Origin of the sequence: Halocynthiibacter sp., from assembly GCF_049608145.1 — a bacterium.
Lineage (GTDB): Bacteria > Pseudomonadota > Alphaproteobacteria > Rhodobacterales > Rhodobacteraceae > Halocynthiibacter.
This window is the reverse complement of record NZ_JBMYXF010000059.1, coordinates 1-16,530: the sequence shown is the minus strand read 5'-3', so window position 1 is coordinate 16,530 and position 16,530 is coordinate 1. Positions and strand designations below refer to the sequence as shown.

General features: G+C 51.9%; 17 protein-coding genes. 8 read left to right on the top strand and 9 right to left on the bottom strand.

The annotated features are described in order from the left end of the window. From ACPGUT_RS14005 to ACPGUT_RS13985, 5 genes are all read right to left on the bottom strand, one after another. On the bottom strand, positions 1-661 hold a 661-nt coding region (locus ACPGUT_RS14005; RefSeq protein WP_423992407.1), incomplete at its 3' end, for a phosphate ABC transporter ATP-binding protein. Between the two features lie 18 nt (positions 662-679). After that, complete coding sequence (gene pstA, locus ACPGUT_RS14000; protein ID WP_423992406.1) at positions 680-2,011, bottom strand: phosphate ABC transporter permease PstA; 1,332 nt, start codon at positions 2,009-2,011, stop codon at positions 680-682. Further along, positions 2,008-3,486 (bottom strand): phosphate ABC transporter permease subunit PstC, encoded by a 1,479-nt coding sequence (gene pstC / locus ACPGUT_RS13995; RefSeq protein WP_423992405.1) that lies wholly within the window; start codon positions 3,484-3,486, stop codon positions 2,008-2,010. The genes pstA and pstC overlap by 4 nt, the downstream gene beginning before the upstream one ends. A 79-nt stretch (positions 3,487-3,565) precedes the next feature. Further along, the gene (locus ACPGUT_RS13990) at positions 3,566-4,606 is read right to left on the bottom strand and encodes a substrate-binding domain-containing protein (RefSeq protein WP_423992404.1); all 1,041 of its coding nucleotides are present in this window, start codon (positions 4,604-4,606) and stop codon (positions 3,566-3,568) included. A gap of 286 nt (positions 4,607-4,892) precedes the next feature. After that, on the bottom strand, positions 4,893-5,966 hold the full coding sequence (locus ACPGUT_RS13985) for an ATP-binding protein (protein ID WP_423992403.1): 1,074 nt from the start codon (positions 5,964-5,966) through the stop codon (positions 4,893-4,895). A gap of 301 nt (positions 5,967-6,267) precedes the next feature. Between ACPGUT_RS13985 and ACPGUT_RS13980 the strand changes: the two genes are divergently transcribed. Then, positions 6,268-6,651 carry a hypothetical protein gene (locus ACPGUT_RS13980; RefSeq protein ID WP_423992402.1) on the top strand — a complete coding sequence of 128 codons (384 nt, stop codon included), beginning with the start codon at positions 6,268-6,270 and terminating at the stop codon, positions 6,649-6,651. A 60-nt stretch (positions 6,652-6,711) separates the two neighbouring features. Here the strand turns inward: ACPGUT_RS13980 and ACPGUT_RS13975 are convergent, their stop codons facing one another. The 3 genes from ACPGUT_RS13975 to ACPGUT_RS13965 are packed head-to-tail and all read right to left on the bottom strand — an operon-like array spanning position 6,712 to position 8,765. Further along, positions 6,712-7,239, bottom strand: coding sequence for a gamma carbonic anhydrase family protein (locus ACPGUT_RS13975; RefSeq protein WP_423992401.1), 528 nt, complete (start codon positions 7,237-7,239; stop codon positions 6,712-6,714). Continuing rightward, positions 7,236-7,883, bottom strand: coding sequence for a guanylate kinase (gene gmk, locus ACPGUT_RS13970; protein ID WP_423992400.1), 648 nt, complete (start codon positions 7,881-7,883; stop codon positions 7,236-7,238). Before gmk ends, ACPGUT_RS13975 begins: the two co-directional genes overlap by 4 nt. Before the next feature lie 3 nt (positions 7,884-7,886). Beyond that, entirely contained in the window at positions 7,887-8,765 is an 879-nt protein-coding gene (locus ACPGUT_RS13965; protein WP_423992399.1) for a YicC/YloC family endoribonuclease, read from the bottom strand. Between the two features lie 169 nt (positions 8,766-8,934). Between ACPGUT_RS13965 and ACPGUT_RS13960 the strand changes: the two genes are divergently transcribed. Next, complete coding sequence (locus ACPGUT_RS13960) at positions 8,935-9,675, top strand: PAS domain-containing protein (protein WP_423992398.1); 741 nt, start codon at positions 8,935-8,937, stop codon at positions 9,673-9,675. A 101-nt stretch (positions 9,676-9,776) separates the two neighbouring features. On the opposite strand, the gene ACPGUT_RS13955 is transcribed toward ACPGUT_RS13960, so the two are convergent. Beyond that, positions 9,777-11,144, bottom strand: coding sequence for a class II 3-deoxy-7-phosphoheptulonate synthase (locus tag ACPGUT_RS13955; protein WP_423992397.1), 1,368 nt, complete (start codon positions 11,142-11,144; stop codon positions 9,777-9,779). A 181-nt stretch (positions 11,145-11,325) separates the two neighbouring features. On the opposite strand from ACPGUT_RS13955, the gene ACPGUT_RS13950 reads away from it, so the two are divergent. The 6 genes from ACPGUT_RS13950 to ACPGUT_RS13925 all read left to right on the top strand — a co-directional run. After that, positions 11,326-12,327, top strand: coding sequence for a GlxA family transcriptional regulator (locus tag ACPGUT_RS13950; protein ID WP_423992396.1), 1,002 nt, complete (start codon positions 11,326-11,328; stop codon positions 12,325-12,327). Between the two features lie 263 nt (positions 12,328-12,590). Continuing rightward, positions 12,591-13,787 (top strand): ABC transporter substrate-binding protein, encoded by a 1,197-nt coding sequence (locus ACPGUT_RS13945; RefSeq protein WP_423992395.1) that lies wholly within the window; start codon positions 12,591-12,593, stop codon positions 13,785-13,787. A 99-nt stretch (positions 13,788-13,886) separates the two neighbouring features. Beyond that, positions 13,887-14,675, top strand: coding sequence for an ABC transporter ATP-binding protein (locus ACPGUT_RS13940; RefSeq protein ID WP_423992394.1), 789 nt, complete (start codon positions 13,887-13,889; stop codon positions 14,673-14,675). Beyond that, a complete protein-coding gene (locus ACPGUT_RS13935; protein WP_423992393.1) occupies positions 14,672-15,385 on the top strand; it encodes an ABC transporter ATP-binding protein in 714 nt (237 codons plus the stop codon). Before ACPGUT_RS13940 ends, ACPGUT_RS13935 begins: the two co-directional genes overlap by 4 nt. 273 nt (positions 15,386-15,658) lie before the next feature. Beyond that, entirely contained in the window at positions 15,659-16,012 is a 354-nt protein-coding gene (locus ACPGUT_RS13930) for a hypothetical protein (RefSeq protein WP_423992392.1), read from the top strand. A 119-nt stretch (positions 16,013-16,131) separates the two neighbouring features. Next, positions 16,132-16,530 (top strand): ABC transporter permease subunit (locus tag ACPGUT_RS13925; RefSeq protein ID WP_423992391.1); only part of this gene is annotated, 399 nt, incomplete at its 3' end.

Sequence of the window (16,530 nt, the reverse complement as noted above, 5' to 3'; positions counted from 1 at the left end):
GCATGGAATGCGTCACTATCACCACACTGAAGCGTGTGCGCAGTTCATCTATCAGTTCTTCAACCTGAGCAGTTGCAATCGGATCAAGCGCGGAACAGGGTTCATCCATCAGCAGAACTTCTGGTTCGGTGGCCACAGCGCGTGCAATACACAGACGTTGTTGTTGACCACCTGACAGGCCAGTGCCCGGGGCGTGCAGGCGATCTTTGACCTCATCCCAAATTGCACCACGACGCAGAGATTTTTCAACGATATCATCAAGATCCGCTTTGTTCTTCGCGAGACCGTGAATGCGCGGACCATAAGCGACATTGTCATAAATCGACTTCGGAAACGGGTTGGGTTTCTGAAACACCATACCCACTTTTGCGCGCAACTGCACCGGATCAACCTTTGGATCGTAAATGTCTTCACCATCCAGCAAGATCTGACCGCTGACCCGGCAGATATCAATCGTGTCATTCATCCGGTTCAAAGTCCGCAGGAAGGTGGATTTGCCACACCCCGACGGGCCAATAAACGCCGTGACGGTTTTATCTTCGATCTCGACATTCACGTCTTTAATCGCATGGGTGTCGCCATAATGGACCTGAACACCATTGGCAGAGATTTTGCTCTCGGTCACTGTCGTGGCCCCTTCTGTAATTCGCATATCATTCATTGTATCTGCTCCCGCCCCTTACCAGCGACGTTCAAACCGGCGACGCAACATGACCGCGACGGCATTCATTATTATCAAGAAGATCAGCAGGACGATAATCGCACCAGACGCCCGTTCAACAAAGCCCGCATCTGCACGTTGTGTCCAGTTGTAAACCTGCACAGGAAGCGCAGACGCCGGATCAAAGAACCCCTCTGGCGGGGCTGCTGGATATTCCTTCACAAAGGCCACCATGCCGATCAGCAGCAAAGGTGCGGTTTCGCCCAAGGCCTGTGCAAGACCAATGATCGTACCTGTCAGAATACCTGGGGCTGCCAAAGGCAGGACATGGTGAAACACAGATTGCATCTTAGATGCCCCAACCCCAAGGGCCGCATCCCGAATGCTGGGCGGCACCGATTTCAAGGACGCCCGCGTTGCGATGATGATTGTTGGCAGGGTCATCAGGGTTAACACCAGACCGCCCACGATGGGTGCTGATTGGGGAAGCCCACCAAAGTTGATGAAGATCGCAAGACCAAGGATACCAAACACGATGGAAGGCACCGCTGCAAGGTTGGAAATATTCACCTCAATCAGGTCAGTCCAGCGGTTGGTGGGCGCAAATTCCTCAAGGTAGATCGACGCCGCGACACCGATGGGCAATGCAAGGCATAAGACCACGATCATCATATAGGCTGACCCCAAGATCGCCACGCCAAGACCTGCAGCTTCGGGGCGTTGGTCTGAGGCATCAGGAGATGTGAGAAAAGCAAAGTTAAAGCGTTTCTCAAGGTTACCACCTGCTGCCAGAAGATCTGCAAGATCAAGCTGTTCCGGACTAACGTTACCATCAAGGCGCGCGAATTCACGATCAACACGCCCCTTCATATACCCATCGATCCGACCATTGGCGAGCATCTCAATTTCAATTGTCGTGCCTACAATTTCCGGGTTGGCCAAGACAAAATTGCGCAACTGAGCCGCCGCTTCTTTTGAGATAATCGCGCCCATATCCTTGGGCTTCATGCCTTCCGGCATCACCCAACCCAATTCATCGGCACGGGCCACAACAGCCGCGCGGATCAGGGGGCTATAGCCAAAGGTTGAAACAGATTTCATTTCCTCCGGGTCGCGATTGCCCTGCTTGTCCAGCTTATCTGCTGGAAGCTCCACCTGCAGCGTCACATAAGTTTGCTGAAATGCACCGGATCCGTTGCCCAGCACCGAAGACAGCAGCACGATCAGGGCAAGAACCCCGATTGCAATCGCTGTCAGACCATAGGCACGAAAGCGTTTCTCGGCGGCGTTACGGCGACGAACATTGTCAGTGACCGTATAAAGGGATGAGTGTTGAGTATTGGTACTCATTCGTATTGCTCCCGGTATTTGCGCACGATGTAAAGCGCAAGCACGTTAAGACCCAGGGTGATGACAAACAGCGTCAGCCCCAGTGCAAAGGCCACCAGTGTTTCCGGGGCCGCAAAATCGGTATCACCTGTCAACTGGCTGACGATACGGGTGGTGACGGTGGTCATGGCTTCCAGCGGATTAATCGCCTCAGCCAGGCCTTTATCAAGCTGCGCCGCCGCGGCACCGGCCCCCATCACAACAATCATGGTTTCCCCGATTGCACGTGACGTTGCCAAAAGAACTGCGCCAACGATGCCGGGCAATGCGGCCGGAACAATCACCTGACGGATGGTTTCGGATTTAGTTGCCCCAAGTCCCAATGATCCATCCCGCAGAGATTGCGGAACCGCGTTAATGATATCGTCAGACAAAGAGCTTACAAAAGGGATCAGCATGATGCCCATCACAAGCCCGGCAGTCAGAACAGAGTCGGCCCCACCACTGAACCCAAGGGGTTGTGCGAAGTAATCCCGCAATGCCGGCCCGACAGTCAGTAGCGCAAACAGGCCATATACAATGGTTGGAATACCCGCGAGGATTTCGATCAGTGGCTTCGCAACCGCACGCAAATGTGGTCCTGCATATTCGGACATATAGATTGCTGCGAACAATCCGACGGGCACAGCCACCAGCAAAGCAATCAATGAAATATACAAGGTTCCCCAGAGAAGCGGCAGGATACCAAGGGCGGAATCTCCTCGGAAATCAGGCGCCCATTTAATGCCAAAGAAGAAGCTTGTTGCTTGGTACTGGCCGAAGAAGTTCCAAGTCTCAAACAACATCGACATGACGATGCCTACAGTTGTCAGGATCGCAATCGACGCAGCCCCAATCAAAAGGCCCAGCACAGCTTTTTCAACAATATTGCGAGCGCGAAAATCTTTCTGGCTACGCGACCAAGCGTAAACCGCACCGATCAAAGCAAAAAGCAATACAATGCCCGTCATGAAAGACGATCCACGTTTCGCAGACATACGATATTTCTGAGCAGCAAGCAGAACCTGAGGCTGTACATCAGACCCAAGTGCAACACCAGCTTCAGCCAGACGTTCACGCAGGCCGGCGCTGGCGACAGTTGAATTCGCCTCATTGGCACTCATGGCGCCCTGCCCGACAGCGATATCCAGACCAGAAGCAATCCGACGTACATCGGACATTACTAGACCGCGTGTGGTGCCTTCTTCGATCGTGCTGCCAGGTATCAGTTGTGACGCCTGGCGTTCCACCAGCAGGGGCTGAACAATCAGCCAGAGTGCAAGAACAGCAAGCGATGGCACCAAGGCGGTAAGTGCCGCGTTCGCACCGTAGTAATTCGGGAGAGAATGCAGGATACGACTGTCGCCACCTGCAGAGGCCAGAGCCCGTGCGCGCGCAGCAATAAAGCCGACTGTCGCAATGGCAAAAACCGATAAAATTATCCAGAGGAGAGGCATGAGCAGCAGCCGGGTATCTGAGGGAATGGGTGCTGATCCCCGCGCAATCGGGGATCAGCATGATGATGCTAGACTGGGCTTACTGGCCAGCAGCTGAAACTGCAGACTGCGTGTCAGCAAGTTCCGGATCGGAAACAAGGCCGTATTCTGCCAGAGGACCATCCGGGCCTGCAATTTCGTCAGATACGAAGAATTCAGCGTATTCTTTCAGACCAGGGATCACATCGATGTGTGCCGCTTTGATGTAGAAATACAGCGGACGTGACACCGGATATTCGCCGGTTGCGATGCTTTCTGTCGAAGGCACAATCCCACCCATTGGTGCAACCTGCAGCAGGGATGTGTTGTTTTCGTAGAACGCGAGGCCAAAAATACCGATGCCATGTGGCGTGGACACGATACGTGCCAGTGTTTCAGTATAGTCACCGTCGATATCAACAGAACGGCCATCTGTACGCAGTGCAATACAGGCTTTTTCTGCAGCTTTACCGCGTGCTTTATCTGTGTCGCCTTCAGCAGCCGCCAGATACACGTCGTAGTCACCGATTGTCTCACAACCCGCCAGGATCACTTTATCTTCGAACACTTCACGCGTTCCGTGCTTGGTGCCCGGGATAAACGCCTGAATTTCCTGTGCCGGAAGATCCGGGTTTACTTCATTCCACATGGTGTATGGGTTATCAACCAGCGCACCATCCACAACGATCTGTGCAGACAGGCCAAGGTACCAGTCACGCGGCTGGAATTCAAAGCTATTGCCATTGATGTCAGAGGCAAAAACAATGCCGTCATAACCGATGCGAACTTCGACGATTTCTTCGACGCCATTGAAAATACATTCTGTACGTTCGCTGTCTTTCATCGCACGTGATGCGTTTGCAATATCGATGGTGCCTTCGCCGACACCTTCACAGAACCGTTTCAGGCCTGCTGAAGAACCGCCTGATTCCACAACCGGTGTCGGGAAATCAAAGTTTTCGCCAAATGCTTCGGCCACAATAGCGGCATACGGCAGAACGGTAGAAGAACCAGCAACCTGAATTTGCTCACGAGCAAAAGAAGCGGTGGCGGACACTGCAATGATCGCTGCAGCAGATGCGGTCAATTTCATGAATGTCATATTGGTTTACTCCTGAATGACATGAATGGATCCCTTCCGGGAACTCGAACAATCGAATAGCTCCGTCTGACTATGCTTTTGTGTAGATTTCGTAACAGTTTTATGACGCGACCTGTTTGGTGCGGAAAATCTATAAAAATCAGCAGGTTTGAATGAATGAAATTTTAGGGATTTCGTCACATTTTCAGGGTTTTCGAAATCTATGACACAGGAAGAATCGCATAAATGCAGCGGAAATGCTTCACGTCCCTCACATTGCCACAGTAAATTAACCTGAGTGTACGGCTTAATCCGAAATGTCAGACACCGGATCTGCATCTTGTCGGCGCAAAGTCACTGTAAAGCAGCTGCCTTCGCCAATGGTACTTGTGATACGCATATGCCCACGGTGACGGCTGATGATATGTTTGACGATCGCAAGACCCAACCCTGTCCCGCCCATTTCGCGCGATCTATGCCCATCGATCCGATAAAAGCGTTCCGTCAAACGTGGGATGTGTTCCGCAGCAATTCCTTCACCGCGATCCTGAACACGTATTTTCACGCCTGCATCACGCAGGGATTTGTCCCACGACACAGTTTCAGCACTGACGGTTACAGATTTTTCCCGTCCGCCATATTTCAGCGCATTTTCTATGAGATTGGTGAAAACCTGTTGCAACTGATCCTGGTCCCCAAGAACCAAATCACAGCTTTCAGGTAAGTTCAGCGTCAGGCTACATCCCAGATCTTTGGCAAGAGGTTTTAACACCTGCACGACAGACCGAAGTACCGAGGCAATATCCACACGATCAGTCGGGCGCATGCGTTCATCACCCTCGACTTTTGACAGGGACAAAAGATCTCCCACAAGACGATTCATGCGACTGGCTTCGTTTTCCATGATGCCCAGAAACCGATCCCTTGCAGAAGGATCATCCTTAGCAGCCCCGCGTAGGGTTTCAATAAAGCCAGACAAAGCCGTCAAAGGCGTGCGCAATTCATGGCTGACATTTGCAACAAAGTCGCGTCGCATTTGATTAGCCGTCTGTAAAGCACTGACATCGGTATAGCTGACCAACACACCGGAAAAAATGCCGTTCTCGGTCAGTGGGCCGCATAAAATTTCCCAACAGACTTCCTGCTCTCCGTCCCGACCGACGTAGCGAGTTTCGGATTTTTTACGTTCAGAAAACACATGTTCAATCGCGGCCAACAAAGCCGGTTGACGCAAAACGGTTAAGTAATGGCGCCCCAACAGATTGTCCCCGAGCATCGCTGATGCAGAAGCATTCATTGCCCCAATACGTTCATCCAGTGTGATCGTCACCAGAGGAAGCGGTACTGCATTCAGAATTGCGTTCAGATCTGAGCTATCCATCGATGTGTACTCATTTTGCCACGTAACCTTAAAGGGTAACGGTAAAAAAACCTACGTTAACCACTGCGTATTAATCAGGCGATACATTCAAACCCCCATTTAAAGGGGGCGCGCCAAAATTACATACAGGATAAGCTATAGCGCAGGAATGTATATTATTTGTGTCAGCCCCTTTTGAGGTATCTCATCACCTTTTCATGATGTATTTGCACGGCTTAACCATTTTTTTTTGACAAGACGGTTAAAAAACGGGCTTTATCCTATTTAGATAGTAGTGAGTGAGTCGTTTGTGTATCGGGGAATGGCCCTGCGTAAAAAGGATTTACGACAAGTAATGACCAACACTGTTATCTTAGTAATCGGTGATGTAAAAACCTGGCTTGAACAAGGTCGCCCCCTTCCTGAGGACGACATACTGGTTTTTATTGATTACAATATGTTTTCGGCCGAAACTCTGTTGATTCACCGTCCGGGTATGGTTCTCTCCCCCTTAACATCGCGGGGATTTGATGCCCTAGATATTGCTGCGCGCCTACAGACATTTCGTTTTAAAGGTGCCTATCGCGTCCTTGCACCCAAACTGCCCGATCAGGCCATGATCCGAAATGAGTTGGCTCATCTGGCTCCGGATGTGGATTGTGAATTGATAGAACTTAATCACACGCCAGAACTGCGTTTGGTCTGAAAATCGTTTACCACTTCCGCATAAAGAAAGCTCTGATGAAGTCACACCGGAGCCATTCTATCAGTGGTCCAAAACTGTCAGCCCCTTCAGAAAGCGCTGTGCATTTTTCTGATAGCCTAGGGCGGATGCTTTCAGGCCTTCAACAGCCTCATCTGATAATTGTCGCACAACCTTACCTGGTGACCCAACGACCAGAGACCCATCCGGGATCTCTTTTCCTTCGGTGATCAGCGCCCCTGCCCCGATCAGGCAGTTTTTGCCAATCTTTGCACCGTTCAATACCGTAGCACCCATCCCGATCAGGCTGTTCTCTCCAATCACGCAACCATGCAACATCGCTTTGTGACCAATGGTACAACCCGCACCAATCACCAGAGGAAAACCGATATCCGTATGCAGAACACTGCTTTCCTGAATGTTGGATCCTTCCCCCAAATCAATCAGTTCGTTATCGCCCCTCAATGTCGCCCCAAACCAGACAGATGATCCGACACGCAGGCGAATTTTGCCTATGACATTGGCATCATCCGCGACAAACACATCATCGGAAACCTCGGGCTCTACTCCATCAAGGGCATATAATGTCATGACATTTCCTCGAACTCAGCTTGCAGACCACGGATATGTTCAACCACCCCCGGTTGCTGTTCACGGCGCAGACGTTCAGACGCAACGATGGTCAAAAGTCGTTGTTCCGTGGCATCCAAATCATCATTTACCAACACGTAATCATAGTTAGACCAACGGCTGATTTCATCCCAGCTTTTGCGCATACGTTTGTCGATGATTTCTTCGCTGTCCTGACCACGTCCTTCGAGACGGGCCCGCAATTCTGCAATAGAAGGTGGCAGTAGAAAAATCGACAATGCGTGTTTGCCAAGATCTGTATTGCGGATCTGCTGTTCGCCCTGCCAATCCACATCAAACAAAACATCCTGCCCGGCTTCTACGGCCTCAAGAACCGGGCCCCGGGGGGAACCATAAAAGTTACCAAAAACATGCGCGTGTTCCAGCATCATGCCATCAGTTACATCCCGTTTGAAATCTGCTTCGGTCATGAAATGGTAATCCTGCCCATCAACTTCCCCCACACGGGGCGCACGTGTCGTGGCGGATACAGAGAAGCGAATAGTCGGATCCCAGGCGCGCAAGCGTTTGGACAATGTCGATTTTCCGGCCCCCGAAGGCGAAGACAGGATCATCAAAAGACCCCGGCGCTGGTTGGTGTTCATTGTCTACTCCACATTCTGAATTTGTTCACGCATCTGATCAATCACAGCCTTCAGGTCAAGACCCGTTGCCGTCAGCTCTTTATCTTGGCTTTTTGAACAGAGCGTATTGGCCTCGCGGTTAAATTCCTGCATCAGGAAGTCAAATTTACGCCCGCATGGCCCGGTTTGGCCCAATAAATCGCGTGCAGCTTTGACATGTGTCAGAAGACGATCTGTTTCCTCAGTCACATCAGCACGCACCGCAAGCAACGCCAACTCTTGGGCGATGCGGGTTTCATCCATTGCTTCGCTGTTATCTAATACCCGCGACAAGTTTTCACGCAGGGTCTGTTCCATCTTTGGAAAACGCGCCTTAGCTAAGTCATTCGCCCTGACGGAAAGATCTTCGATCTGATCCAGCTGTGTGGTGATAATGTCCGCAAGCGATAGTCCCTCTGTGGCCCGCATGCGCAGAAAGTCATCAAGAACGCCCTGAAAATCGGACAATAGCATTGCAGTCAGACCTTCGGTATCCGTGACCTCAGGCGCTGTATCAAGAATGCCGCGCATGGCCATCAAATCAACCGAGGTCGGCGCTGCCAACGTAACACCGGCTGAACGGGCCTGAGCTTCCACAACGGCCAGATTTGACAGAACAGTGGCAAGCGCATCCGTGTTGATCTGAACTGCAGACGCCGCTTCGTCGCGCATCAGGCGTAGGTTTAAGGTAACAGATCCCCGCGACAGCACTGAGTTCAGCTTAGATTTCAGCACACGTTCGATATCTGGTAGCCAATCCGGCACTCTAAGGCGCAGATCAAGTCCCCGCGCGTTCACGGATCGTAATTCCCAGGTCCAACTGAAACCATCCTGCGCGCCCTGTCCCGACGCAAAACCTGTCATTGAGTTCATCATCTGGTTAACCATTTCTGAAGGTTTCCCACCAATTTGAGCAAAACTATGCGATGTTAACTTACCAGTAACCATTCTGGTGGCAGGGTTAACAGAACATCACCCTGTAGACAATGTTTCCGGGTTCACAATGGGCCCGACGGACAAGCGAGACGGGCCAATGAAAAAGAAGAACAGCGGGTATGATGACATTATCTCCCTTTCAAACTATCGCGGCCAGATGACCTGGTCTGCACTGAAACATATGGAGGCCTACTGGGAAGGTCTGCGCCATGGTCGCACGGTGCCCCTGCGTACGGATGTTGATCCCCGAGGCATTGAAAACACCCTAGAATATGCGTTTATTCTGGAACGTGTTGCCCCTGGCCTTGCCCGTTTTCGCCTTGCTGGCATGCATCTGGTTGATCTGATCGGGATGGAGGTACGTGGCATGCCTCTGACATCTTTCTTTGTGCCCGACAGCCGCAAGCCCGTTTCAGCCCTGCTGGAAGACGTATTTCAGGGGCCTGAGAAAACCGAATTGCACCTGATTGGGGAATCCGGATTTGGCAAACCCACACTGGAAGGCCGGATGTTGTTGCTTCCGTTGAAAAGTGATCTTGGCGATGTGTCCCGCATTCTGGGATGCCTTGTAACCGATGGAAAAACAGGCCGTACCCCACGACGTTTTGAACTGAAAGACAGTGTTCGCACACAAGTGTTACCAAACACGCCAGTGGTAAAACAACGTCCGGCCCCGCAGCCGGCTACAGGCACGCCATCATATGAACTTCCAACGCCCAAAACACCCGTATCACCCATCCCAGAGAAAGGATTTGCCGAGAATAAACAACCCTTTACCGGCATACCTGGCGTGGCACATCTGCGCCTGGTCAAAAGTGACGATAAAACGGAACGCTGAATAAAGTTACGAGCAGGCACCTGAAACGGGCAGTATTCTAAGGTGCAAAAAGCCGCAACCCCAGGGCAGGAGTTGCGGCTTTTTTTTGTTTTGGATCAGCCTTATACAGCCAGCTGTAGCGCCTTGCGGTTTGCTGACAACTCTTCTGCAATCAAAAAGGCAAGCTCCAGAGACTGAGACGCATTCAAACGTGGATCACAGGCCGTGTGATAGCGGCTGGACAGATCTTCATCGGTCACAGCGCGTACACCGCCAGTGCATTCGGTCACGTCTTTGCCGGTCATCTCAAAGTGCACGCCGCCAGGAACGGTTCCTTCGGCTTTGTGGATGTTGAAGAATTCCTGAACTTCGCGCATCACGCTTTCAAACGGACGGGTCTTAAAGCCAGACGCCGATTTGATAGTGTTGCCATGCATCGGATCACAGGACCAGACCACATTTGCGCCCTCTTCCTGCACGGCTTTCACAAGACGCGGCAGGTGATCACCAACAGAACCGGCACCAAAGCGCGCGATCAATGTCAGACGACCGGCTTCGTTTTCAGGGTTCAGTTTGTTCATCAGAATTTTCAGATCATCCACATCCATCGTCGGGCCACATTTCAGACCAATCGGGTTTTGCACACCGCGACAGAATTCGACATGGGCACCATCAGGCTGACGGGTGCGATCACCGATCCAGATCAGGTGGCCAGAACCCGCAACAGGTTTGCCAGAGGTCGAATCAATCCGGCACAACGCTTCCTCATATTCCAAAAGCAGCGCTTCGTGGGATGTATAGAAATCAACGGTCTGCAGCGTATGTGCACGTTCGCTGTCCACACCTGCGGCTTTCATGAAATCAAGCGTGTCTTGGATGCGATCCGCCATATCACGGTAGCGCGCTGCATTTTCGCCCTGCACAAAGCTTTGCGTCCAAGAATGCACCTGATGCACATCCGCATAGCCACCCTGGCTGAAGGCCCGTACAAGGTTCAGCGTTGCAGCAGATTGCGTGTAAGCCTGCAGCATCTTTGACGGGTTCGGAATACGTGCCGCCGGTGTGAAATCCAGCTCATTAACGATATCGCCACGGAAAGACGGCAGTTCAACGCCATCCACAGTTTCCATTGGCGCAGAACGTGGTTTCGCGAACTGTCCCGCAAGACGGCCTACTTTGACCACAGGCACTTTTGCACCCCAGGTCAGAACCATCGCCATCTGCAACATCACTTTGAATGTGTCACGGATCATGTCTGCAGAAAACTCCGCAAAGCTTTCCGCACAGTCACCGCCCTGCAGCAGGAAGGCATCGCCACGTGAAACATCGGCCAAAGCCGCTTTCAGTTTGCGGGCCTCACCGGCAAAAACCAACGGCGGATAGACCCCAAGCTGTTGTTCTACAGCGTTAAGTGCCCCCTGATCCGGATAATCCGGCATCTGAATCCGGGGCTTGTTGCGCCAGTCAGATTTTTGCCATTGCCGTGTCATTATTTTTGCTCCCGCAAGATTTGTTAAGACCTCCTCTATAAAAGGGCAAATGGGGGCTTGCCAACCGCTGAATTTGCAGGCAGAGGGCGAATTTGGCATAATCCTTACTGGAGAGAGCCGAAACGTCTTGATCCCGGCGCAGTTTCCTGTTTCGGTTTTCTGGTTAACAAGAGGTGAGCCCATGGCAGACATTCCACAGACTATCGAGGTCGATGCTGACGCAAAGCCCCGGCGTTTTGTCTTTGTTTTGCTTGAAAATTTTTCCCTGCTGAGCTTTTCATCAGCGGTCGAAGCGTTGCGCATCGCAAACCGTATGGCCAGCCGTACGATTTATGACTGGGTTCTAATTGGCGAAGGTGGCGAACATGTGTCCTGTTCCGCAGGTGCCCAGTTCACTTTGGATGGCGATCTGGACGAAATGCAGCGCGATGACAGGCTGATCCTATGTGGTGGTCTTGATGTTCAGGCTGCAACGACAAAACGATTGCTAAACTGGGTCCGACGCGAAGCCCGTCGTGGCCCTGTGATTGCCGGTCTTTGTACGGCAGGATATGTTATGGCCCGTGCGGGCCTTCTGGACGGGAAAAAAGCCACCATTCACTGGGAAAACCAAGACAGTTTTGCCGAAGAATTTGACGACGTCGAACTGACCAAATCCGTTTTTGTCATGGATGGCAACCGTTATACCACTGCCGGTGGCACCTCCTCCATCGATCTGATGCTGAAACTGATTGCTTCAGATCACAGTGAAGATCTGGCCAATGCGGTTGCAGATCAGCTGATTTATTCTTCCATCCGGACGGATCAGGATACTCAACGTCTGTCTGTACCGTCCCGTATTGGTGTCCGTCATCCAAAACTATCCGCTGTTATTCAGATGATGGAACAGAATATCGAAGAACCGATTAGCCCATCTGTTCTGGCGAAAGACGTCGGCATGTCCACCAGACAGCTGGAACGCCTGTTCCGCCGCTATCTTAACCGGTCGCCCAAGCGTTATTATATGGAACTGCGTCTGCAAAAAGCACGCAATCTGCTGATGCAAACAGATATGAGCGTGATTAACGTGGCCCTTGCCTGCGGTTTCGCAAGCCCCAGCCATTTCTCAAAATGCTACCGATCCCATTACAATACGACGCCATATCGCGAACGCGGCAGTCGTGCTGTAAGGTTGAGCATCTGACCTGATATCGAATCACAGGCGAGAATCATTTCGCCCGTGATTTTCGCAGGTTCCGGCCCTTCAGTTACCTTCAGATCTTCCGTTTTGATTTGCGACTTTATGCATTCAAAAACAGACATTTACTTTAAGTATAAAGCAGATTGCACACCTTATTTCGCGGATCATGCCCCCATTTACAGCCGCTATTGGGCGGACGGGGTTTCCTTTTGTTTATGATGCGCTAAACTCTGCCTTAATAAAAAATGTCTGATAGGGAGAGACACATGAAAAAGCTGCTTATGGCGACCGCTGCCACCGCAATTATGGGTGCAGGCGCGGCACATGCTGACGGCCACGGCGCAATTAAACTAGGTATTCTGTTCGGCTTTACCGGCCCTATTGAAACCCTGTCCCCACATATGGCAAGCGGCGGCGAAGCTGCTATGGCAGAAGTTAACGCCGCTGGCGGTATCCTGGACGGCCACATGGTAGAAGCTGTGCGTGCGGATTCCGGTTGTATCGACAACGGTCTGGCCACATCCAACGCGGAAAAGCTGATTTCTTCTGATGGCATTTCTGGTCTGATCGGTGCCGATTGTTCCGGCGTAACCGGTGCGGTTCTGCAGAACGTTGCGATCCCAAATGGCATGGTGATGATTTCACCTTCCGCAACATCCCCGGCCCTGTCCACAGCTGAAGACAATGATCTTTTCTTCCGCACCGCACCATCTGATGCGCGCGAAGGCCAGATCCTGTCCGACATCATGATGGAACGTGGCTTCAAATCTGCGGCCCTGACCTACACCAACAACGACTACGGCAAGGGCATCGCGGATTCTTTCGCAGCCGCTTACACCGCAGCCGGTGGTGAGATCACAATTTCTGCGGCCCATGAAGACGGCAAAGCAGATTATTCTGCTGAAATCGGCGCGCTAGCAGCAGCGGGCGGCGACATCTTGGTTGTTGCAGGTTACCTTGACCAAGGTGGTCTGGGCATCATCAATGCATCCTTGGATTCTGGTGCTTATGAACAATTCGCGCTGCCCGGCGGCATGATCGGTGACAGTCTTCCTGAAAACGTTGGCCCTGATTTGAATGGTTCATTCGGTCTGATCGCGGGTGTTGGTGGTGACTCTGCTGAAAAAATGGCGATGATTGGCGAAACAGGCGGCTTTGACAGCACCTCTTCCTTCACATCCGAAACTTACGACGCAGCTGCGTTGTTCATGTTCGCGATGGAAGCAGCTGGGTCTTCCAATGCGGCTGATTACGGCAGCAAGATCATGGAAATGGCGAATGCCCCAGGTGAGAAAATCTATCCTGGCGAGTTGGCCAAAGGTCTTGAGATCATCCGCAACGGCGGCGACATCGACTATGTTGGTGGTTCCGCGGTTGAACTGATCGGTGGCGGTGAAAGCGGTGGTTCCTACCGGATCATCGAAGTTCAGGACGGCGCAAACGTAACCGTTGAATATCGTTAATCTGATCTGATAAAGATCTGAAACAGCCCGGGGTTTTCTCCGGGCTGTTTTTACAGACTGTACCGGGAAAGAACCGGACGACGAATAAGGGGTTACGGGATGATCACCGTAGAGGGGCTTCAGAAAAATTTTGGCGGATTTTATGCCGTTGATGGTGCCAGCCTGAGCATTGCCGAGGGATCCATCACCGGATTGATCGGCCCCAATGGCGCTGGAAAGACCACTCTGTTCAATGTGATCGCTGGCGTTCTTAAACCAAGTGCGGGCCGCGTCACGATGCAGGGCGAAGACATCACCGGCCTGCCCCCGCATGAACTGTTTCACAAGGGTCTGCTGCGCACATTCCAGATCGCCCATGAATTCGAAAGCATGTCTTGCCGCGAAAACCTGATGATGGTGCCTGGCGCGCAATCGGGCGAAACCCTCTGGAACACCTGGTTTGGACGCAAACGCATCGCCAATGAAGAACGCGCCCTGCGCGCCAAAGCCGATGAGGTGCTGGAATTCCTGACTGTGGAACATCTGGCAGACCACAAGGCTGGTCAGATTTCCGGCGGGCAGAAGAAACTGCTGGAACTTGGCCGCACCATGATGGTGGATGCAAAGATCGTGTTTTTGGATGAAGTCGGCGCGGGCGTGAACCGCACCCTACTGAACACCATTGGTGACGCCATCCTGCGCCTGAACAAAGAACGCAACTATACATTCGTCGTGATTGAACACGACATGGATTTCATCGGCCGCATCTGCGACCCCGTGATCTGTATGGCAGAGGGCAAAGTCCTGGCCCAAGGCACGCTCGATGAAATCAAGGCCAACGAACAGGTGATCGAAGCCTATCTTGGTACTGGTCTGAAAAATAAGACAAAAGAAGAGGCCCAGGCATGAGCGAACCCTTCCTCATCGGCGATGGCATGACCGGCGGTTATGGCAAAGGGCCGGATATTCTGCATGACTGCACGATCTCTGTCGACAAGGGCGAAATTGCCGTGATCGTCGGGCCAAATGGCGCGGGTAAATCCACCGGTATGAAAGCCGTTTTTGGCATGCTCAACCTGAACAAAGGTTCTGTGCGGCTGGATGGTGAAGACATCACAAAGCTTTCCCCACAGGATCGTGTGGCCAAAGGCATGGGATTTGTGCCCCAAACCCACAATATCTTCACCTCGATGTCCGTTGAAGAAAACCTTGAAATGGGTGCCTTCATTCGTACCGATGATTTTCGCGACACGATTGAACAGGTGTATGAATTGTTCCCAATCCTCGGCGACAAACGCAATCAGCCGGCCGGCGAACTATCCGGAGGTCAGCGCCAACAGGTCGCTGTCGGACGCGCTTTGATGACAAAACCAACGGTTCTGATGCTGGACGAGCCCACCGCTGGCGTGTCGCCTATTGTGATGGACGAACTTTTTGATCGTATCATCGAGGTTGCCCGCACCGGCATTTCCATCCTGATGGTGGAACAGAATGCCCGCCAAGCGCTTGAGATCGCAGACAAAGGATATGTGCTTGTTCAGGGGCGCAACCGTTTCACGGATACGGGACAAGCCTTGCTTGCCGATCCGGAAGTCAGGAAAAGTTTCCTAGGCGGCTGATGCTATCCAGAACCAGAAATCGCGCAACAGCGCCCGCATAAGAAGGAGATTAGATCAGGCAAGGCGAAAACACATGGGATCTGACCGAAAATATATACGGCCATCTTCACACCATAGCACCACAATATTTGTGCCACATTTTCGCAATATCGACCGTTTCAGAGTTTCCTTCCGTCAATAGTCACTGGTTTCCGTGCACGGCCACTCTGAAACAATGAAAACTGCAGCCACGAAATACGCGTACTGCTTTCTGCTGCCTGACTGGATAAATCTATGAAAAATCTTCTTTTGATCCCGCTGCTCTGCGCTCTGCCTGTTTCTGTACAAGCCAACCCTTTTGCCCCAAGTGGCAGCGACACTATAATCACCTGCGCCTCAGATCTTGACGGCTCAAATGTCGTTCTGACACGCATCGGGGCTTCATTTCAGGGTAAGATTGAAACAACCAACGTCTCTGGCGCTGCCACGATCTTTCCCGGGGTGAATTCACTCACATTTATGCATATCGAAGGACAGAACGTTATGACTTTTGTTGTGCATTTTGATACCCATGCTTACGACCTTTCGATCAGAGGTCCGCATATGGGCAACGATCACGGTACCTGTGGCGATCCGATTGAGGGATAAATGAGAACAAAACGCGTTCATATTCCTGCATCTCGCAGTCACAGTCTGACACGTTCCGATCAGGACCCGTCAGATATCCGGTGCCCCCCCTTTTCGCATCCAGACTGTGAGACAAACTGATGGACCTACTGAACGCGTTTATCGCGCTTGCTAACTTTGTACTTGTGCCGGCCATCGCCTATGGCAGCCAGCTTGCCTTGGGCGCACTTGGTGTCACCCTGATCTACGGCATTTTACGTTTCTCAAACTTCGCCCATGGTGACACGATGGCATTTGGTGCCATGTGTACGATCCTGGTGACCTGGCTGTTTCAGTCCTGGGGCATCAGCCTTGGGCCGCTGCCAACCGCTCTGCTTGCCCTGCCCTTTGGAATAATGGGCACCGTGGCGCTGGTTCTGTTGACGGATCGTGCAATCTATAAGTTCTACCGAAAACAAAAAGCGGCCCCCGTGATCTTTCTGATCGTGTCTTTGGGGGTAATGTTTGTGATGAACGGCGTTGTGCGTTTCATCATCGGC

Coding starts and splice junctions, on each gene's coding strand:
- pstA (WP_423992406.1), bottom strand. CDS start 2,011: ATGAGTACCAATACTCAACACTCATCCCTTTATACGGTCACTGACAAT.
- pstC (WP_423992405.1), bottom strand. CDS start 3,486: ATGCCTCTCCTCTGGATAATTTTATCGGTTTTTGCCATTGCGACAGTC.
- ACPGUT_RS13990 (WP_423992404.1), bottom strand. CDS start 4,606: ATGACATTCATGAAATTGACCGCATCTGCTGCAGCGATCATTGCAGTG.
- ACPGUT_RS13985 (WP_423992403.1), bottom strand. CDS start 5,966: ATGGATAGCTCAGATCTGAACGCAATTCTGAATGCAGTACCGCTTCCT.
- ACPGUT_RS13980 (WP_423992402.1), top strand. CDS start 6,268: ATGGCCCTGCGTAAAAAGGATTTACGACAAGTAATGACCAACACTGTT.
- ACPGUT_RS13975 (WP_423992401.1), bottom strand. CDS start 7,239: ATGACATTATATGCCCTTGATGGAGTAGAGCCCGAGGTTTCCGATGAT.
- gmk (WP_423992400.1), bottom strand. CDS start 7,883: ATGAACACCAACCAGCGCCGGGGTCTTTTGATGATCCTGTCTTCGCCT.
- ACPGUT_RS13965 (WP_423992399.1), bottom strand. CDS start 8,765: ATGACAGGTTTTGCGTCGGGACAGGGCGCGCAGGATGGTTTCAGTTGG.
- ACPGUT_RS13960 (WP_423992398.1), top strand. CDS start 8,935: ATGAAAAAGAAGAACAGCGGGTATGATGACATTATCTCCCTTTCAAAC.
- ACPGUT_RS13955 (WP_423992397.1), bottom strand. CDS start 11,144: ATGACACGGCAATGGCAAAAATCTGACTGGCGCAACAAGCCCCGGATT.
- ACPGUT_RS13950 (WP_423992396.1), top strand. CDS start 11,326: ATGGCAGACATTCCACAGACTATCGAGGTCGATGCTGACGCAAAGCCC.
- ACPGUT_RS13945 (WP_423992395.1), top strand. CDS start 12,591: ATGAAAAAGCTGCTTATGGCGACCGCTGCCACCGCAATTATGGGTGCA.
- ACPGUT_RS13940 (WP_423992394.1), top strand. CDS start 13,887: ATGATCACCGTAGAGGGGCTTCAGAAAAATTTTGGCGGATTTTATGCC.
- ACPGUT_RS13935 (WP_423992393.1), top strand. CDS start 14,672: ATGAGCGAACCCTTCCTCATCGGCGATGGCATGACCGGCGGTTATGGC.
- ACPGUT_RS13930 (WP_423992392.1), top strand. CDS start 15,659: ATGAAAAATCTTCTTTTGATCCCGCTGCTCTGCGCTCTGCCTGTTTCT.